This window comes from Kosakonia sp., assembly GCF_032104925.1.
Taxonomy (GTDB): Bacteria; Pseudomonadota; Gammaproteobacteria; order Enterobacterales; family Enterobacteriaceae; genus Kosakonia.
The window spans coordinates 593097-609651 of record NZ_DAMCGF010000002.1 but is presented as its reverse complement, the minus strand read 5'-3'; the positions used below and the strand labels follow the sequence as shown (position 1 = coordinate 609651).

Genomic DNA, 16555 nt, shown 5'->3' with positions numbered 1-16555 from the left:
CTATCCCTGAAAAGGCGTTAAATTGATGACTCTCTTGACGCTAGCAGGAATGGGCGGGACGGTTCCTGTATATCCAGAATCATAGAAGTAGCCGGCTTCAATTTCTAAAGCGGCATTTCTGCCTGATGCGGGGGCAATAAAAAATGACGTATTTCCGATGACGATGTCATCAATGCCTACGGCCCAATGTTCGCCTTTTTTCCTTTCCAGAACATAAGTTTTCCCATCCAGGATATTTTTTACTTTGCACCAGAATAAAAGATTGCCAGAACCTGCGGCTTTCGCTGCGTTACTTTTCCCGGTAGCAGAAACAGTAATTTTTTTTCCCTCAGAGGTATTTTCGTCGCTGATAGTTAAATTAACCGAATAACTGGCATGGATCCCGACACCTTCGATTCTTAAGTCAGCGACTTGCGAAAAGTAAAAACTTTTAATTGTCATAAGATATGTCCTTATCAAGCACAATGACGCACTTTTAGCGGATTTATCCTGGTACAGAGACGGGCAGGAGTCAAAAAAACGCTACAAAATGTCGGTCTAACTCTTAGTATTTTTCAGGGCATTCTCGCTCGAACGCACCTGATCACACGGGACATGCACGCGGTTACAACCCCACATTTCTTGCTGGGGAGCATTAGCTGAAAGTATTGCTTTCTCACGTCCTTTGACAAAATTCACTATTTACTCTCCTACCCCTTAAACGTCACACCAAACACCTTAGAAATCGCGGTTTTTCCTGCATCTGTCAGGGTGATTTCGTGATAGCCTGGCGTACGCGTCAGCCAGCCCTGCTGTTCAAAAGCAATCAGTAGCGCCGCGCCTGCATCGCCGCCGAGGTGAAAACGCCGCTCGCTCCAGTCCAGACAGGCGCAACAGGGTTTGCGCCGGGTGCGCGGATCGAGGGTGACGCCAATCTTCTCAAGGCTGCGTTTGCCTGAATCCGTCACCGCGCTGCCATCGTCCGTGATCCAGCCTTCACGCTGCATAAACGCATACACGTCAACGGCAATCTCACCGGCAAGATGGTCATAACAAGTACGCGCCTGACGCAGCGCCAGCGGCGTGCGGGTGACAGGTGCCTGTACACCGCGCATGGATACGCTCATCATCGTTTCCAGCAGCGCGGCGACATCGCTGCCTGCCAGCCGGTAGTAGCGGTGCCGTCCCTGCGACACGCAGACCAGCAGCCCGCTGGCGAGCAGTTTTGCCAGATGCGCGCTGGCCGTTGACGCGGCAATATCCACCACCGCGCACAACTCGGTCGCGGTCCACGCCCGCCCGTCCATTAACGCACAGAGCATTTTCGCCCGGGAAGGTTCCGCCATCGCGCTGGCAAGGCCGGAGAGCATCTCCTCCAGCAGATGCGGTTGTTCCTGCGTTTTGCGTAGTTCATTGCCGGTCATAGCGGTTGTACGTCCCATCGTTGTGTTACCTCGCGCGCCAGCGGATCGTTATCGGTGAGCAGGATCAACCGGTTGTCATGATCGCTGTATTGCACAAGGATATTGATATTATATTGCGCGATCGTGCGGGCAATTTCGCCTAACTCGCCGGGACGCTCCTGCTTCAGTTTGCGGATAACCGGCAGGGTTACGGCATGTACCGTTAAACCCACAGCGGTTAACACTTCCCGGGCGCGCTCGCCGTCGACCACCAGGAAGTGCGCATGGCATTGATCGCCTGCGGTAAACACACCGCCCCCTTCCAGCCCGACGCCATGCTTACCGAGCGTTTCACCAAGCCGTGCCAGTTCGCCCGGCGCATTATTCAGGATAACGTGGACATCGTACATATTATGGCTGCTCCGGGGTTGATGCGTAATCGCGAAAAACCGTGGCAACACGGATGCGGTAGGACGAAAAAATGGCTTCCCGCCCTTCGCGCTGAGCCGCCTGGTGCAGCACATTGCTCTTCCAGGCGTGCACTGATGCTTCATCGCGCCACCATGACAGTGACAATATCTTCCCCTCGTGGCTCAGGCTCTGAAAACGTTCGATCGCGATAAACCCGTCGATGCCTGCCAGTATCGGCTTGAGTTCAGCGGCTAATTGCAGGTAACGCGCCTGCTTACCTGCGGCGATATCAGCTTCAAAAAGTACAGCGATCATAACGTGGCTCCTCATCAATAATGAGCCGCCAGTGTTGCGCAGATGCCGCGCCCACGCTTCGTCCCCTGACGAAATATGGCTGTCGATTTCCTTTCCCTAATACAAACCGAGAAGTGATTTAGCTCGCAGATCTCCATGAAACCGGTTGCAGGCGTAGTTTACCAGGTTAGCATGAAACCGGTTTCACCCAGTTACACCAACTCAATTTCCGATAAAAAAAAACGGAAATAAAAATGGCCGTTATCAGGGATTACAACAAGTTAGCAAGTGATATCCTCCGCGAGGTCGGCGGTGAAGAGAACATCAGTAATTTCTCCCGCTGCGCTACGCGTCTGCGCCTGGTATTGAATCAAACGCCTGACACGGCGAAAGCCAACATCCAGAGCCTGCCAGGCGTGATTGCGGTAGTGGAAAGCGGCGGGCAATTTCAGGTGGTGATTGGCACCCACGTCGCCGATGTGTTTAATGCGTTGAGCGGCATGGTGAAAGAGAAAGACGGCAACGGAGCGCAGCCGAAAACTCGCTGGCTGGATGCGGTGATCGCCACCATGTCGGCGGTGTTTGCGCCGATTGTCTATATTCTTGCCGCCGCCGGGATTTTGCAGGGTTTACTGATTCTGCTCGGGCTTGCCGATGCGCAGATCAAATCCTCCGGCACGTTTGCGGTGCTGAACTTTATGTCCTGGACACCCTTCGCATTCCTGCCGGTGTTTATCGCCATTACCGCCGCGCGTCATTTTAAATGTAACCCTTTTATTGCCGTGCTCTGTTGCTGCGCGTTAATCAACCCTGAGTGGACAGCGATGGCCGGGAAAATCGCCAGCGGCAGTGAAGTGAAATTCCTCTTTTTCCCGCTGGCGGAAACGGTTTATACCTCGTCAGTGCTGCCGCCGTTGTTCCTCGTCTGGGCGCTGTCGTGGTTTGAACGCCGCGTTGAAAAATGGCTGCCTGAAGTGGTGAGCCCGTTGTTTACACCGCTGCTCTGCTTCGTAGTCATTGTGCCGCTGACGTTAATTGTGATTGGCCCGATCACCAGTTGGGCTGCGCTTGGCGTCGCGCACGGGTATAACACGCTGTTCCACGCCGCACCGGCACTGGCGGCAGCGATTATCGGCGGTGTCTGGCAGGTGATTGTGATTTTTGGCGTCCACTGGGGCATTACGCCGGTGATCATGGCCAACTTCGATACTCAGGGCTATGACTCTTTCCAGGCCTATCAAACCATTGCGGTGATTGGTCAGATGGCGGCGGTATTCGGCGTGTTTATCAAAAGCCGCAACAAGCAGCTGAAGGCAACCTCGCTGTCGGCAGGCGTGACGGCGATTTTTGGTATTACCGAACCGGCGATTTATGGCGTGACGCTGCGCTTTAAAAAACCGTTTATCTGCGGCTGTATTGGCGGCGCGATTGGCGCAGTCGTCGCCAGCCTGTTTGGCAGTCTCTACTATGCTTATGCCGCACTGCCGGGTCTGTTCACGCTGGTCAACGCAATCAGCCCGGATGCGCCAATGTCGTTTATTGGCGAACTGCTGGGCGCGGGCACCGCGATTGTGCTAACCATTGTGATGGTGCAGTTTGTCGGGTTTGACGATCCGGTCGAAGCTGTGGTTTCTGATGAGAAAAACGCGGCGCTGACTGTCGGCTCCCTGCAAATGCTGAGCCCCATCAAAGGCGAAGTGATTGCGCTGGAAAGCGTCGCGGATGAAGCCTTTGCCGGAAAAGTGCTGGGTGATGGCGTCGCCATCATCCCGCACGACGGTAAAGTTGTCGCCCCTTGTGATGCACAGGTCGCAACATTGATCGACTCTCATCACGCCATTGGCCTGATATGTGATAATGGCGCGGAATTACTGATTCATGTTGGGCTTAACACCGTCAATCTTCAGGGGCAATATTTTACGCCGCTGGTCAAAGAGGGTGACCGGGTTAGCGCCGGAACACCGCTGCTGGCCTTTGATAAAGAACACATTGAGCGGGCAGGTTACGACCTGACCACGCCGGTGCTGGTGGTCAACAGCGAGGAGTTTACGCTCACTCGCCATCAGTCGCAGGGCGCTGTCAGCGCGGGAGTTCCGCTGATGTCGCTGGCCTGAAACTGGCCGCCGCAATAATAACAACAGTGAGGTTTAACGATGGTAACGATACTGGATGTCGCCAGGCTGGCCGGCGTCTCCAAAGCGACAGTATCGCGCGCGCTAAACGGCAAAGTTTTTGTCCGTGAGGAAGTGAAAGCCCGCATTATGCAGGCGATTGCCGAAACGGGTTATCGCCCCAATCAGCTGGCGCGCAATCTTGCCAACAATAAAACCAACTCTGTCGGGCTGGTCATCACCAACGGGCTGTATAACGGCCCGTTTTTCTCCAGCATGATTTACCACGCGGCGACCAACAGCGAGCAGCACGGCCGCCAACTGGTGCTGGCGGACGGAAAACACAGCGCGCAGGAAGAGCGCGACGCCATCGACCTGCTGCTGTCGCTGCGCTGTGAAGCGATCATGATCTACCCCAAATACCTGTCGGTCGCCGAACTCGATGAGATCATCGAACGCAACCCGACGCCAATCGTGGTGATCAACCGGGAGCTTACACGCCACCGCAACCAGTGCGTGTTTGTCGATCACCAGCAAGGCTGTGAAACAATGATGGAATACCTGTTAGCACAGGGGCATACGCGCATTGCGTTTGTTGCCGGTTCTGACGCCTCCCCTACCGGCGAGAGTCGTTTAGCCGGTTATCGTCATGCACTGCGCAACGCCGGGATCGAACCCGACCCACAACTGCTGGTGCGCGGTAGCTGGAGTACCGACAGCGGTTACGAGGCGGGGCGTGAACTGCTGGCGCGCAATGTACCGTTTACCTGCGTGCTGGCCGGGAACGACGATATGGCGATTGGCGTGGCGAAAGCCTGTTATGAAGCGGGTTTGCGGCTGCCACAGGATGTGTCTCTGGCCGGGTTTGATGATTCGGTTATCGGCAAATATTACAACCCGTCACTGACTACCATCCATGTTCCGATGGAGGAGATGATCCGTAACGCCATCGAAATGGTTCTGATGCCAGAGGCGACTGCCATTAGCGCTCATCGGGGCGAGCTGGTGTGCCGTGAGTCGGTGATTGCGCCTAAAACTGCCCGGTAAACCGGGCAGTTTCTGATTACGCCTGCGCGATAGCGTCGAGTTTCGCCAGCGCATCCGGCGGCAAAGTGAGTTGCGCGCTGGCGAGGTTTTCCTGCAAATGCTGCGGTGACGACGTACCAGGGATCAGCAGGATATTCGGCGAGCGCTGCAACAACCAGGCCAGCGCCACTTGCATTGGCGTGGCACCAAGCGTAGTCGCGACTTCATTCAACTCGCCTGACTGCAACGGCGTAAAGCCGCCGAGCGGGAAGAACGGCACATAGGCGATCCCCTGCGCATTCAACGAATCAATCAGCGCGTCGTCATGGCGGTTCGCCACGTTATAGAGGTTCTGCACGCAGACAATCGGCGTCATTTTCTGCGCATCCGCCACCTGCTTCGCCGTCACGTTGCTCAGACCAATATGGCGAATCAGCCCGCGCTCTTTCAGCTTAATCAATGCCTCCAGCGGCGCTTCCAGCGGCCCCTCTTCCGGCCCATGCACGCCGAACATGGCGCGCAGGTTCACCACTTCCATCACTTCAAGGCCGAGATTTCGCAGATTATCTTCAACGGCTTGCGTTAACTCTTCAGCGCTGAATGCGGGCAGCCAGTTGGCTTTATCATCACGGCGCGCGCCGACTTTGGTGACAATGCACAGATCATCCGGGTACGGATGCAGTGCCTGCTTAATCAATTTATTGGTGACATGCGGGCCGTAAAAATCGCTGGTGTCGATATGGTTCACGCCTGCGGCAATCACATCGCGTAGCACCTGCAACGCTTTCGCTTCATCAGCGGGCGGCCCAAACACGCCGGGCCCCGCCAGTTGCATGGCACCGTAACCCAGGCGACCAACCTGGCGATCGCCCAGACGAAAGGTAAGTGAAGGTTGAGACATGGAGTACCTCCTGTGCATTAAGTAAACAGATTGTAGGAGTATCGTTGCTGTGCAACAATCCGCTGAAATTAATACACACTGTACGGTTAACCGAACAATGAAGCTGGACTTCGCCCTGCTGAACGCCATTGTGGCGGTCGCTAACGCCGGAGGCTTTCGCGAAGCCGCACGCGTGACCGGCACCAACCCTTCCCGCCTGAGTGATGCGGTGCGCCGCGCTGAACAGCAGCTCGGCGTGCGCCTGTTTAACCGCACTACCCGCACCGTGGCACTAACCGATGCGGGTAAAGCGCTGATGGAGCGACTGCAACCGGCGATGAGCGAAGTGGACGCGGCGCTCGACGCCATTAACCGTTACCGATCAACACCCAGCGGTACGCTGCGCCTGAACGTGCCGGTCAGCGCTGCCCGGCTGGTGTTGCCCGCCATCGTACCCGCCTTTCTGGCGCACTATCCGGACATTCAGCTGGAAATCGTGGCCGAAAGTAACGTGCAGGATGTCTTTCGCGACAGCTGTGACGCGGGCATCCGCTATGACGAATGTCTGGAGCAGGATATGGTCGCGCTGCCTATCGGCCCGCGTCGCCAGCGTTTTGTCGCCGCTGCCTCGCCCCATTACCTGCAACAACATGGCATACCGCAACATCCACGCGATCTGATTGCGCATAACTGCATTCGCGGCCGCTACGCCAGCGGCGTGATGCCGGAGTGGGAGTTCGAGCGCGATGGCGAAACATTGCGCGTACAGGTCAATGGCACCTTAGTGGTTAGCGTCGGCGCGGCAATGGATCTGGCCGTGCAAGCCGCGATTGCCGGAAGCGGCATTATTTATCTGTTTGAAGAGTGGTTGCACTCACCGATTGAACGCGGCGAACTGACGCCGGTGCTGGAACCCTGGTGGTTGTCGTTTAACGGCCCGTACCTCTATTACAACTCCCGGCGGCTAATTCCTGCGCCTTTACAGGCGTTTATCGATTTTGTGCGCGCACAGGCAAGTTACGGATATATAACGCGATGATCAGAAGAACTGTCTACACTTTAGGAAACAGAACAGAGCGAGGATGAGCTATGATCTTTCCGGCCATGCCAGTCAATGAAATCGAGCGGCTGAAGTCGCTATATATGATGGATTTGCTTGATAAAAAGGATGATGAGCGCTTTGACCGGTTAACCCGTACGGCGAAGACCACCTTTGACGTACCGATCGCGGTCATCAGCCTGCTCGATCGCGATCGTCAGTGGTTGCTGTCGCGCAGCGGTGTCGATACTCACGAAACGCCGCGCAATCTCTCCTTTTGCGCACACGCCATCCTCGAAGAGGGGACTTTCATTGTGAAAGATACTCTCGCCGATCCGCGTTTTGCCGATAACCCGTTTGTCATTGGTGAGCCCTGGGTGCGCTTTTACGCTGGCTGCCCGGTGCGCCTGCCGGACGGGGCAATTGCCGGGACGATTTGTATTATCGACACTTACCCGCGCCCGTTCTCCAGTGCGGAAATCAACACCCTGCTCGACTTCGCCGCCATCGTGGAAGATGAGTTTTTGATCCTCAGTATGGCAATGACCGACAGCCTGACCGGGATGCCAAACAGCCGTGGTTTTTACCGCACCGGCGAGAAGCGCTTTGCCTGGCTAAAAGAGCATAAAAAACCCTTCAGCCTGCTCTATTTCAGCATTGATAATCTGAAAGCCATCAATGAGTTGCTGGGCAGCAAAGAGGGCGATGAGGTGGTAAAAATCTTCGCCAGCAACCTGACAAAATGTATTAAAGAGCAGGATATCGCCGCGCGTCTGGGCGGCGGGGAGTTTGCGGTGCTGCTGGGAAATCTCGCCGTGAATGATGTGGATGCGTTTTTGTTCGATCTGCAATCGCGGATGGACGCCATCGATCATCTGTCCGGTAAGAATTACCACATCAACTATTCGCACGGCATTATCGAAAACGGCGGCAGTCGATACGCCACGCTGCGAGATATGCTGGAAGACTGCGACAAAGTGATGTATGCGGAAAAGCGTCGTCGTTAGTCGTTAAATAACTGCGCCGGACAACCGGCGCACCGTTTACAAATTGTCGAACCCGCCGTTACCTTCCCAGCCCGCCAGCCGCTGGTAGATACATTCCACCGCCGCTTTTACCGGCGGCGTCATCGGGTAGTAAAACCCGACAATATCCGGCTGAATGCCAAGAAAAATCACCTCGCCGATATCCTCTTTCAACTGATCAATCAGATAGTTGAGCGGCATATTGTGGGTGGTCATCAGGAACATTTCGGCAATGTCATCCGGGTCCACCACGCGGATATCGCCGGGGTTGAGCCCCATATCGGTCGCATCGACAATTAGCAGCCGCGAGGGCTTCAGTTCGCGAATCGCCACCACATCGTTTTCCGGCGCGCTACCACCATCAATCACCTGCCAGTTACCTTGCGGGTTTTCGGCGCACATTTGCGCCAGCAACGGGCCTGCGCCATCGTCGCCCATCATACTGTTGCCGACACACAGCAATACGTCAGTCACGTAATCTCCTCACCATTAAATAGATGGCGCTTTCCTGATGGATATCATGCAGCATCGACAGCAGCGCTTTACTCCAGGCGAGCTGCTGCGCATTTTGCCGGGTCTGTGCCCGATCAAAGGCGTTTGCCAGCAGCATCACGTGCGTGCTGTCGATAACAATTTCGCCGTAGCGCGGCACGCCTTCCATTTTGCGCCGCGCTTCGCTGCCTGCCTCCAGCGTGGCGATCCACGCAAGGTAATCCTCCCACGGGCAGGAGAGCGCCGTTTCCAGGCAGTCGATCACCCCCAAATGGTGGCCGATAGCCAGGCTGTAATAAACCACTTGCTGCGCCTGTGCGGGTGTAGCGTCGTTCTCGTCGATAAATTTACGCCGCAACTGGCTAAAGACCACCGATTCGCCCATCAGATTTTCGCCTCCTGCACCACCTGGTTCAGATGGCTGACTATCTCGGTCAGGCGCGGATCGTTTTCCTGCGCCAGCCAGTTCACCACTTCATGTTCGCCGACGCTTCGCAAACGCATAAAGTCATCGGCAATCTGGCGGCCGTAGCGGTAACCCGCCAGCCGACGCGCGGTGCGATCCACTTTCACGCGCAGGGGCTGCACCATCGCCGGGTGCAAAATCTCGGCCGGCTGGTCGTCCTGCTCACCAGGCAGACGAGCATGGATTTTCTGCTCCAGCAAGCCCAGCGCCATGGCAAAACCATACAATGTGGCCGCGGGCGTTGGCGGGCAGCCGGGAATATAGACATCCACCGGCACAATCTTGTCGGTGCCGCCCCACACGCAGTACAGGTCGTGGAAGATACCACCGCTGTTGCCGCACGCGCCGTAGGAGATACAGATTTTGGGATCCGGCGCAGATTGCCAGGCACGCAGCGCAGGTGAGCGCATGGCGCGGGTTACCGCGCCGGTGAACAGCAGAATGTCGGCATGGCGCGGTGACGGAACCACTTTGATACCGAAGCGTTCTGCGTCAAACAGCGGTGAAAGTGTGGCAAAAATCTCGATTTCGCAGCCGTTGCAACCGCCGCAATCCACGCGGTAGACATAGGCGGATCGTTTGATCTTATTCAGCAGCGAGGCTTTCATGCTGGCGATGGACTCCTCCACCGTCATCGGTACCGGAATACCGTCCGCATCGCGCGGACCTAACAGCTGGCTCATTAGCTGGCCTCTCTCATATGGCGGGTCAATTCAATCCGGTCGGACGGCACCAGACACTTCTGGCGCTTACACTCCGGGCAGGTTTCAAAACTTTCACGGTGCAGCTCTGCCCGGCTATCGCCGTTATGCGCCAGCAGCGCGATGGCGTAGTCGATCTCTTTCTGCACCGCGAATGGTCGGGCGCATTCGCGGCACTGGCACAGTTCAAAGCGCGACTGTTGCAGGAAATCCGCTTTGTTCCACACCGCCAGCTCATACTCCTGCGAAAGCGTGATAGCCGCCGTCGGGCACACTTCTTCGCAACGGGCGCAGAAAATGCAGCGCCCCAGGTTGAACTGCCACGCCAGCTCACCGGTGGCCAGATCGGTCTCCACCGACAGCGCATTCGACGGGCAGGCATTGACGCACGCCGCACAGCCAATGCACTGCTGCGGGTTGTGCTGCGGTTTGCCGCGAAAGTTTTTGTCGACCGGCACTGGCGACAGCGGGTAATCGCTGGTTGCCGTACCGGTTTTGATCACTTTTTTGATAAAGGTAAACATCGCTACCGTTCTCCCCTCACGATTTCAACGGCGAGTTCTTACGCTCAACCCCGTAACGCTCCAGCTCTTTGTAAGCCACGACCTTGCTTTTCTTCTTACGCACGTCCACCACCGTCATGCGGTCGGTGCATGAATAGCAGGGGTCGAGGCTGCCAATGATCAGCGGGGCGTCGGAAACCGTGTTGCCGCGCAGCATATAGCGCAGCGTCGGCCAGTTGGCGTATGTCGCCGCACGGCAGCGCCAGCGGTAAAGTTTCTGGTTATCGCCGGTCATGCTCCAGTGGATGTCATCTCCGCGAGGCGCTTCAGAGAAACCGAGCGCGAAGCGGTGCGGAATGTAGGTAAAGCCTTCCACCATCAGCGGACCGCCAGGCAGGTTGTCGAGACCGTAATCGATCATATTGAGCGCGGTCAGCACTTCATTGATGCGTACTTTCAGACGTGAAATTACATCGCAGCCCTGTTCGGTGTGCACAGTCATCGGCAGCAGGCCGTAACCGACAAACGGGTGATCGGCGCGGGTATCGCGGGCGTGTCCGCTGGCGCGCACCATCGGGCCGACGTTACTGAAATCGCGGGCGATTTGCGGGTCAAGGCGGCCAATGCCGACGGTGCGCTGTTCAATGTTCGGCGTACTCATCAGCACATCGACCAGTTCAGTCACATCACGACGCATCTGCTGCGCTAACTGGCGAGTCTGGATCATGTCCTCTTTCAACATGTCGCGACGGATACCGCCAATCAGGTTCAGACCGTAAGTTTTACGCGCCCCGGTGAGGATTTCCGCCATTTTCATGGAGGCTTCGCGCACGCGGAAAAACTGCATAAACCCGGAATCAAAGCCGACAAAGTGACAGGCCAGCCCGAGGTTGAGCAAGTGCGAGTGCAGGCGTTCCACTTCGAGCAAAATGGCGCGGATCATCTGCGCGCGTTCCGGCACGACAATGCCCATCGCGTTTTCAACCGAAGTGGTATAGGCCGTGCTGTGGGCAAAGCCGCAGATACCGCAGACGCGATCGGAAAGAAAAGTGACTTCGTTGTAACCCATGCGGGTTTCCGCCAGCTTCTCCATGCCACGATGGACGTAAAACATGCGGTAGTCGGCATCGACAATATTCTCGCCGTCAACAAACAGGCGGAAATGGCCCGGTTCGTCCGAGGTCACATGCAGCGGGCCAATCGGCACCACATTGTTTTTCTTATCGCCCAGCTCGTTAATGAACTCGTAGGTTTCTGCATCAGTGGTCGGCGCGGGACGCTGGCGATAGTCCATGCTGTCTTTACGCAGCGGGTAGAGTTCATCCGGCCAGTCATCCGGCAGCACCAGGCGGCGCTCATCCGGCAGACCCACCGGGATCAGGCCGTACATATCGCGCACTTCGCGCTCGCCCCACACCGCTGCCGGCACGCGCGGCGTTACCGACGGGTATTCCGCTTTCAGCGCGTCCACTTCCACACGCACCGTGATCCAGCATTTCACGCCCTGCTCCATCGACAGCACGTAATAGACGGCAAAATGGCCGTTCAGCTTGCGTTCGTCATTGCCAAACAACACCGAAAGCCAGCCGCCCTGCTGATAGTAAAGGTACTCCACGACTTCCGGCAGGTAGTTCACTTTGACGGTGACCGTTATCTGGTCTTTGGTCTGCCACGCTTCATCCAGCACCACCCCGGGAAATTTCTCGTGCAGGGCAGCAAGATAGTGTTGACCGATTTTTTCTTCAGACATGCTCAAACTCTCTTAATACGTCGCCAGCAAGGAGACGAAGGCTAAAAAGGCGACGCCGAAACCGGCCCAGGTTACGCGCGATGTGGCAACAAAACGCAGACGCGCCATGCTGTTCTCAAACAGGGCGATAACCAGCACGCCAGCGACCAGTTTCACCACGGCGATCGCCAGCGCCAGCAGCAAACCGGCGGCGCTAAAAGTGGTCATTTGCCCCCAGGGCAGAAACACGCCAACAAATAGTTGCAGCACCACCAGTTGTTTCAGGCTGATGCCCCACTTCAGCACCGCGAAACCGCTGCCGCTGTACTCAGACAGCGGCCCTTCCTGCAACTCCTGCTCCGCTTCCGCGAGATCAAACGGCAGTTTGCCCATTTCGATAAAGGTGGCGAACGCGCAGGCGCAGAGCGCCAGGAACAGAGGAATGCTGCGAGAGAGCGGCCAGTGATACACGGTATTGGTGATGTGGCTGATGTGCGTGGAACCGGCGACCAGCGCCGCTACCCACAGACCAAGCAGCAAAATCGGCTCGACCAGCACGCCGAGCATCGCTTCGCGGCTCGCACCAAGGCCGGTAAACGGGCTGCCGGTATCAAGCCCGGCGATGGCAAAGAAAAAGCGGGCAATAGCGAACAGGTAAATCAGGGTGATCAGATCGCCAAGTTCCGGTAGCGGTGAGGCGACCGTCACCACCGGTAACGCGGTCGCGACGGTCAGCATGACGCCCACCATCACAAACGGCGTCAGGCGAAATACCCAGCCCGACGCCGCCGGAGCAATACTTTGCCGCCCCAGCAGTTTCAGCAGATCGCGGTATTCCTGCAGCACGCCCGGCCCGCGCCGGTTGTGCAAACGCGCACGCGCCACGCGGCTGATGCCGGAAAGCAGCGGCGCTGCGGCAAACAACACCAGCGCCTGTAGTAAAGCAAACAAATAACTCATCATCAGGCTCCTCGTGAAATCACCACTACCACCAGTACCGCCAGCTCAATCAGCGCCAGCCGACGAAACAGCACCGGCGCGCTATCACCGTGCCAGCCGGGAACAGGAAGCCGGGGCTCCAGCCATTTCCGCAGTTTCAGCACCGGGGCAAAAGCCGCTTTCACCGGCATGGCGAAACCATGCGCGGTAATCACCATTGATCCTTCGTGATCGTAACCGCACACCCAGGCGCTACCGCGGCGGCGGGCGGGCAGGCGATCGCCTTTAAACAGCATCATCAGCAGTAACGGCAGTAGCGGCGTGGCAATCAGCAATAGCGCGATCATCGGCTGCGACACCACGGTGTTTGCCGTTTGCAGCGGCAACGGTACAGCGGCAAACAGGCGCGGTATCAGCCACGGCGCGGCAACACCGCCGATAACGCAGCAAATGGCCAGCGCGGCGACCACACCAGTCATTAACCAGGGAATGGAGCGCGGGTTTTCCGCCTGAGCGCTACGCGGCGCGCCAAGAAAAGTGACGCCATAGACTTTCGCCATGCACATCACCGCCAGCGCGCCGGTAATCGCCAGACCAACCGCCAGCAGCGGCCCCAGCAGTTGCAGCAGGAAATGACCACTGGCGCTTAAACCAAAGAAGGATTGATAAATCACCCACTCACCGGCAAAACCGTTGAGCGGCGGCAGCGCCGCCATCGCCATCAGCCCAACCAGCATTGCCAGCGAGATAACCGGCATCTTTTTACCGATACCGCCGAGTTTTTCGATATCGCGATAACCGGTGCCAAACCACAGCGTGCCAGCGCCGAGGAACAGCGTGCTTTTAAACAGGCTATGGTTGAAAAGGTGATACAGGCCGCCGGTCAGCCCCAGCGCCAGCAGCACAGGTTGTTGCAGCGCAAGGCCGGTGACGCCAGCACCAAGGCCGAGCAGAATAATGCCGATGTTCTCCAGCGTGTGGTACGCCAGCAGGCGCTGGATGTTGTGTTCCATCAGTGCATACAGCCCGCCAATAAAGGCGGTAATAATGCCAAATACCAGCAGCGCAACGCCCCACCACAGCGGCGGTTGGCCGCCGAGCAGCGAAAGGCTCAAAATGCCGAACAAACCGATTTTCATCACCACCGTGGAAAACAGCGCCGCCGCCGGTGCGGGTGCAGTGGCGTGCGCCTGCGGCACCCAGGCATGCAGCGGAATAATCCCGGCCAGCAGGCCAAAACCGATCACGCCGAGCAGCCAGATGTCACTGCCGAGCGCATGTGTACCGAGCAGTGCAAAATCCAGCGTCTGGTAACGCTGCCACAGCAGCCAGCAGGCCACCGCCAGCAGGACCGTACCGCAGCGGCCCATGACAAACCACAGCTTGCCGGATTTGCTACAGCCGGTCAGAAATACCGCGCTCAGCGCCATAATTTCCGCCATGATCACCAGCGCGCCGAAGTTTGCCGCGCTCACCGCGCACAGCGCGGCGACCAGCAGTAAGTTCATCAGCAGCCCGTTGGCTTTCACCGCTTCATGGCGATGCCAGTCAATGGAAAACAGGCTAACAAAACCGCCGCAAACGCCGAGCGTGATCAGCCATACGGCGCTGAGCGGCGTGACCAGGACGTGATATTCAATCAACGGCAGCGTGCCGCTCACGGTGACAGCGTCTGTTAATGCCATCACGCCGCAGGCCGCCGCCATTGCACAACCGATAGCGCCGCCAAGCCCGGAAAAGAGTCCGCTTAACGCTTTGAACGGCATAAACAGATAGGCCAGCATGGCTGCGCAGGTAAGTACTGCGACAGCAGCGCTTAACAAAGAGAGGATAGTCATTTTGCGCTCCGGTTTAGCTGCGTATACAGCGATAAATCGCCGTAATCCGTGTTGAGGGTTTGCTCGCGTTTGCGACGGCTGGCTCTGGCGATATCCCGGTTATTGACCAGATGCAGCGCTTTGGTCGGGCACATCCGCACACAGGCCAGGCCTTCGGCATCGAAATGGCAGAGATCGCACTTCACCGCAATTGCCCGCACGCCGGGCACCCAATCCAGCAACGTGCTGACACGCGCCGGCGCAGGCGGCGCAGCGGGCGCTTTAGGCGAGTTAACATTGGCGGGAATATCCAGCGGGCGGCTACCGGAAAACTCAATCGCGCCGAAAGGACACGCAATCGCGCACAGCTTGCAGCTGACGCACAGGCTTTCATTTAACTGCACCGCGCCATCAACGCGGTTGATCGCGTTCACCGGACAAACGCCCGCACAGGGCGCGTCTTCACAGTGGTGGCACTGCTGCGGCGCGGACTCTTTTTCGCTGCGCATCACACGCAGCCGCGGCATCGCCTGCAGGCCATGCGCGCGGTGCGTTTCGGCGCAGGCAGCCTCGCAGGTATGGCACCCAATACATAACGCCGAATCGGCAATTACAAAACGGTTCACCAGCAAATCCTCAGGTGATTCACCCTGGTTACGGGCGGTCATTTATGACGAAACGTGTCGCGCTATGTGTCACTTCGACACATGTCGACACCCAAACTCAGGCCAGCGCAGGCGCGTGCGCGTGGCTGACAAGCGTGGTGAGATTGACCGGCGTATCCGCTTCCATTGCGGCATACAGGTTGTCGTAAACGGCGGCGATTTTGCCGAGATAATGCTCCAGCACTTTTTCACGATCGTGCACGCTGAACGCGCCATCGACCTTGCCATCGCTGGAGAGCTGCGCTTTGGCAATCACGCGTCGCTCGTCGCTCTCTTTATTGGCAATCGCATATTCAATGGTGTGACCGTTAAAGCCGCCGGTCAGGGTGATATAAACCGTGAAGTGTTCGAACAGCACAAAGCAGAGTTGCTGTTCCGGCGCACAGCCGATAGCGTGATGCAACCGCGCTCTGGAGAGCGTAACGCCCTGAACTAACGCGTTACAGTAGCTACGCCACTCTTCCTGCAGGCGGTGATGCCGCCCGGCAATGTAATCTGCCTTTTCGCTAATTTCCCAAATCGTCATGTCTGCTTACCCGGTTAATGAAAAACAACGGCGATAAAGCATCATCCATGCCAAAATTTAATTAATTGATTTAAAAAGAAATAAAAACAAAACGCTCACCCTTTCGACGTGTCATCTCGACATTGTCGACATCGTCACCGTGTCAAAACGCGGAATGGCACTCTTATTGCATTAAGGGCGCAAAGTCATCAGGAGGCGTTATGCACGAAATCACCCTCTGCCAGCGTGCGCTGGAAATTATCGAACAACAGGCGTCAGCAAAGGGCGCGCGTCGGGTCACCGGCGTGTGGCTGAAAGTCGGCGCATTTTCTTGTGTAGAAACGGAAGCTTTAACGTTTTGTTTTGATCTGGTTTGCCGCGGCAGCCTGGCGGAAGGCTGTACACTGCACATCGAACAACAACAGGCGGAATGCTGGTGCGAGTCCTGCCAACAGTATGTGACGTTACTTACCCAGCGAGTGCGCCGCTGCCCGCAGTGCCACAGCGACCAGTTGCAAATTGTCGCCGATGACGGCATGCAAATTCAGCGACTGGAAATTGAGGAGTAAA

Annotated in this window: 19 protein-coding genes; 5 read left to right on the top strand and 14 right to left on the bottom strand. The window is 56.9% G+C overall.

Annotated elements, in window-relative coordinates:
- The 4 genes from RT644_RS05955 to RT644_RS05940 form a co-directional block, all read right to left on the bottom strand.
- A complete protein-coding gene (locus RT644_RS05955) occupies nt 1-441 on the bottom strand; it encodes a hypothetical protein (protein WP_313626136.1) in 441 nt (146 codons plus the stop codon).
- Between the two features lie 248 nt (nt 442-689).
- On the bottom strand, nt 690-1403 hold the full coding sequence (locus RT644_RS05950; protein ID WP_313626157.1) for a winged helix-turn-helix domain-containing protein: 714 nt from the start codon (nt 1401-1403) through the stop codon (nt 690-692).
- Nucleotides 1400-1792 carry an amino acid-binding protein gene (locus tag RT644_RS05945; protein ID WP_313626135.1) on the bottom strand — a complete coding sequence of 131 codons (393 nt, stop codon included), beginning with the start codon at nt 1790-1792 and terminating at the stop codon, nt 1400-1402. The genes RT644_RS05950 and RT644_RS05945 overlap by 4 nt, the downstream gene beginning before the upstream one ends.
- Before the next feature lies 1 nt (nt 1793).
- Nucleotides 1794-2108, bottom strand: a complete 315-nt coding sequence (locus RT644_RS05940; RefSeq protein ID WP_269231873.1) for an antibiotic biosynthesis monooxygenase family protein — start codon at nt 2106-2108, stop codon at nt 1794-1796.
- A 233-nt stretch (nt 2109-2341) separates the two neighbouring features.
- On the opposite strand from RT644_RS05940, the gene RT644_RS05935 reads away from it, so the two are divergent.
- Both RT644_RS05935 and RT644_RS05930 read left to right on the top strand, forming a co-directional pair.
- Nucleotides 2342-4201, top strand: a complete 1860-nt coding sequence (locus tag RT644_RS05935) for a beta-glucoside-specific PTS transporter subunit IIABC (RefSeq protein WP_313626134.1) — start codon at nt 2342-2344, stop codon at nt 4199-4201.
- A gap of 39 nt (nt 4202-4240) precedes the next feature.
- Nucleotides 4241-5245, top strand: coding sequence for a LacI family DNA-binding transcriptional regulator (locus RT644_RS05930; protein WP_020454956.1), 1005 nt, complete (start codon nt 4241-4243; stop codon nt 5243-5245).
- Between the two features lie 16 nt (nt 5246-5261).
- Here RT644_RS05930 and RT644_RS05925 read toward each other — a convergent pair whose 3' ends face one another.
- Nucleotides 5262-6125: an aldo/keto reductase family oxidoreductase gene (locus tag RT644_RS05925; RefSeq protein ID WP_020454957.1), complete on the bottom strand. Its 864-nt coding sequence runs from the start codon at nt 6123-6125 to the stop codon at nt 5262-5264.
- A 97-nt stretch (nt 6126-6222) separates the two neighbouring features.
- Between RT644_RS05925 and RT644_RS05920 the strand changes: the two genes are divergently transcribed.
- Together RT644_RS05920 and RT644_RS05915 are read left to right on the top strand one after the other, a co-directional pair.
- Complete coding sequence (locus RT644_RS05920) at nt 6223-7143, top strand: LysR family transcriptional regulator (RefSeq protein ID WP_020454958.1); 921 nt, start codon at nt 6223-6225, stop codon at nt 7141-7143.
- Nucleotides 7144-7193: 50 nt separating this feature from the next.
- On the top strand, nt 7194-8150 hold the full coding sequence (locus tag RT644_RS05915; protein ID WP_020454959.1) for a sensor domain-containing diguanylate cyclase: 957 nt from the start codon (nt 7194-7196) through the stop codon (nt 8148-8150).
- 36 nt (nt 8151-8186) lie between these two features.
- Here the strand turns inward: RT644_RS05915 and hycI are convergent, their stop codons facing one another.
- The 9 genes from hycI to hycA all read right to left on the bottom strand — a co-directional run bounded on the left by hycI (nt 8187) and on the right by hycA (nt 16006).
- Nucleotides 8187-8642, bottom strand: coding sequence for a hydrogenase maturation peptidase HycI (hycI, locus tag RT644_RS05910; RefSeq protein WP_017459277.1), 456 nt, complete (start codon nt 8640-8642; stop codon nt 8187-8189).
- Nucleotides 8635-9045 (bottom strand): formate hydrogenlyase maturation HycH family protein, encoded by a 411-nt coding sequence (locus tag RT644_RS05905; protein WP_020454961.1) that lies wholly within the window; start codon nt 9043-9045, stop codon nt 8635-8637. Before RT644_RS05905 ends, hycI begins: the two co-directional genes overlap by 8 nt.
- On the bottom strand, nt 9045-9809 hold the full coding sequence (locus RT644_RS05900) for an NADH-quinone oxidoreductase subunit B family protein (RefSeq protein ID WP_020454962.1): 765 nt from the start codon (nt 9807-9809) through the stop codon (nt 9045-9047). The genes RT644_RS05905 and RT644_RS05900 overlap by 1 nt, the downstream gene beginning before the upstream one ends.
- On the bottom strand, nt 9809-10351 hold the full coding sequence (locus tag RT644_RS05895; RefSeq protein WP_020454963.1) for a formate hydrogenlyase complex iron-sulfur subunit: 543 nt from the start codon (nt 10349-10351) through the stop codon (nt 9809-9811). The genes RT644_RS05900 and RT644_RS05895 overlap by 1 nt, the downstream gene beginning before the upstream one ends.
- A 16-nt stretch (nt 10352-10367) precedes the next feature.
- The gene (gene hycE / locus RT644_RS05890) at nt 10368-12080 is read right to left on the bottom strand and encodes a formate hydrogenlyase subunit HycE (RefSeq protein ID WP_020454964.1); all 1713 of its coding nucleotides are present in this window, start codon (nt 12078-12080) and stop codon (nt 10368-10370) included.
- 12 nt (nt 12081-12092) lie between these two features.
- Nucleotides 12093-13019 carry a respiratory chain complex I subunit 1 family protein gene (locus RT644_RS05885; RefSeq protein WP_313626156.1) on the bottom strand — a complete coding sequence of 309 codons (927 nt, stop codon included), beginning with the start codon at nt 13017-13019 and terminating at the stop codon, nt 12093-12095.
- A gap of 2 nt (nt 13020-13021) precedes the next feature.
- A complete protein-coding gene (gene hycC, locus RT644_RS05880) occupies nt 13022-14836 on the bottom strand; it encodes a formate hydrogenlyase subunit 3 (protein WP_313626133.1) in 1815 nt (604 codons plus the stop codon).
- Nucleotides 14833-15441, bottom strand: a complete 609-nt coding sequence (locus RT644_RS05875; protein WP_313626132.1) for a 4Fe-4S dicluster domain-containing protein — start codon at nt 15439-15441, stop codon at nt 14833-14835. The genes hycC and RT644_RS05875 overlap by 4 nt, the downstream gene beginning before the upstream one ends.
- A 97-nt stretch (nt 15442-15538) precedes the next feature.
- Complete coding sequence (gene hycA, locus RT644_RS05870) at nt 15539-16006, bottom strand: formate hydrogenlyase regulator HycA (RefSeq protein WP_313626131.1); 468 nt, start codon at nt 16004-16006, stop codon at nt 15539-15541.
- Nucleotides 16007-16206: 200 nt separating this feature from the next.
- Here hycA and hypA point away from each other — a divergent pair, with 200 nt between their 5' ends.
- Nucleotides 16207-16554 carry a hydrogenase maturation nickel metallochaperone HypA gene (gene hypA, locus RT644_RS05865; RefSeq protein WP_313626130.1) on the top strand — a complete coding sequence of 116 codons (348 nt, stop codon included), beginning with the start codon at nt 16207-16209 and terminating at the stop codon, nt 16552-16554.
- The last annotated feature ends 1 nt before the right edge of the window (nt 16555 follow it).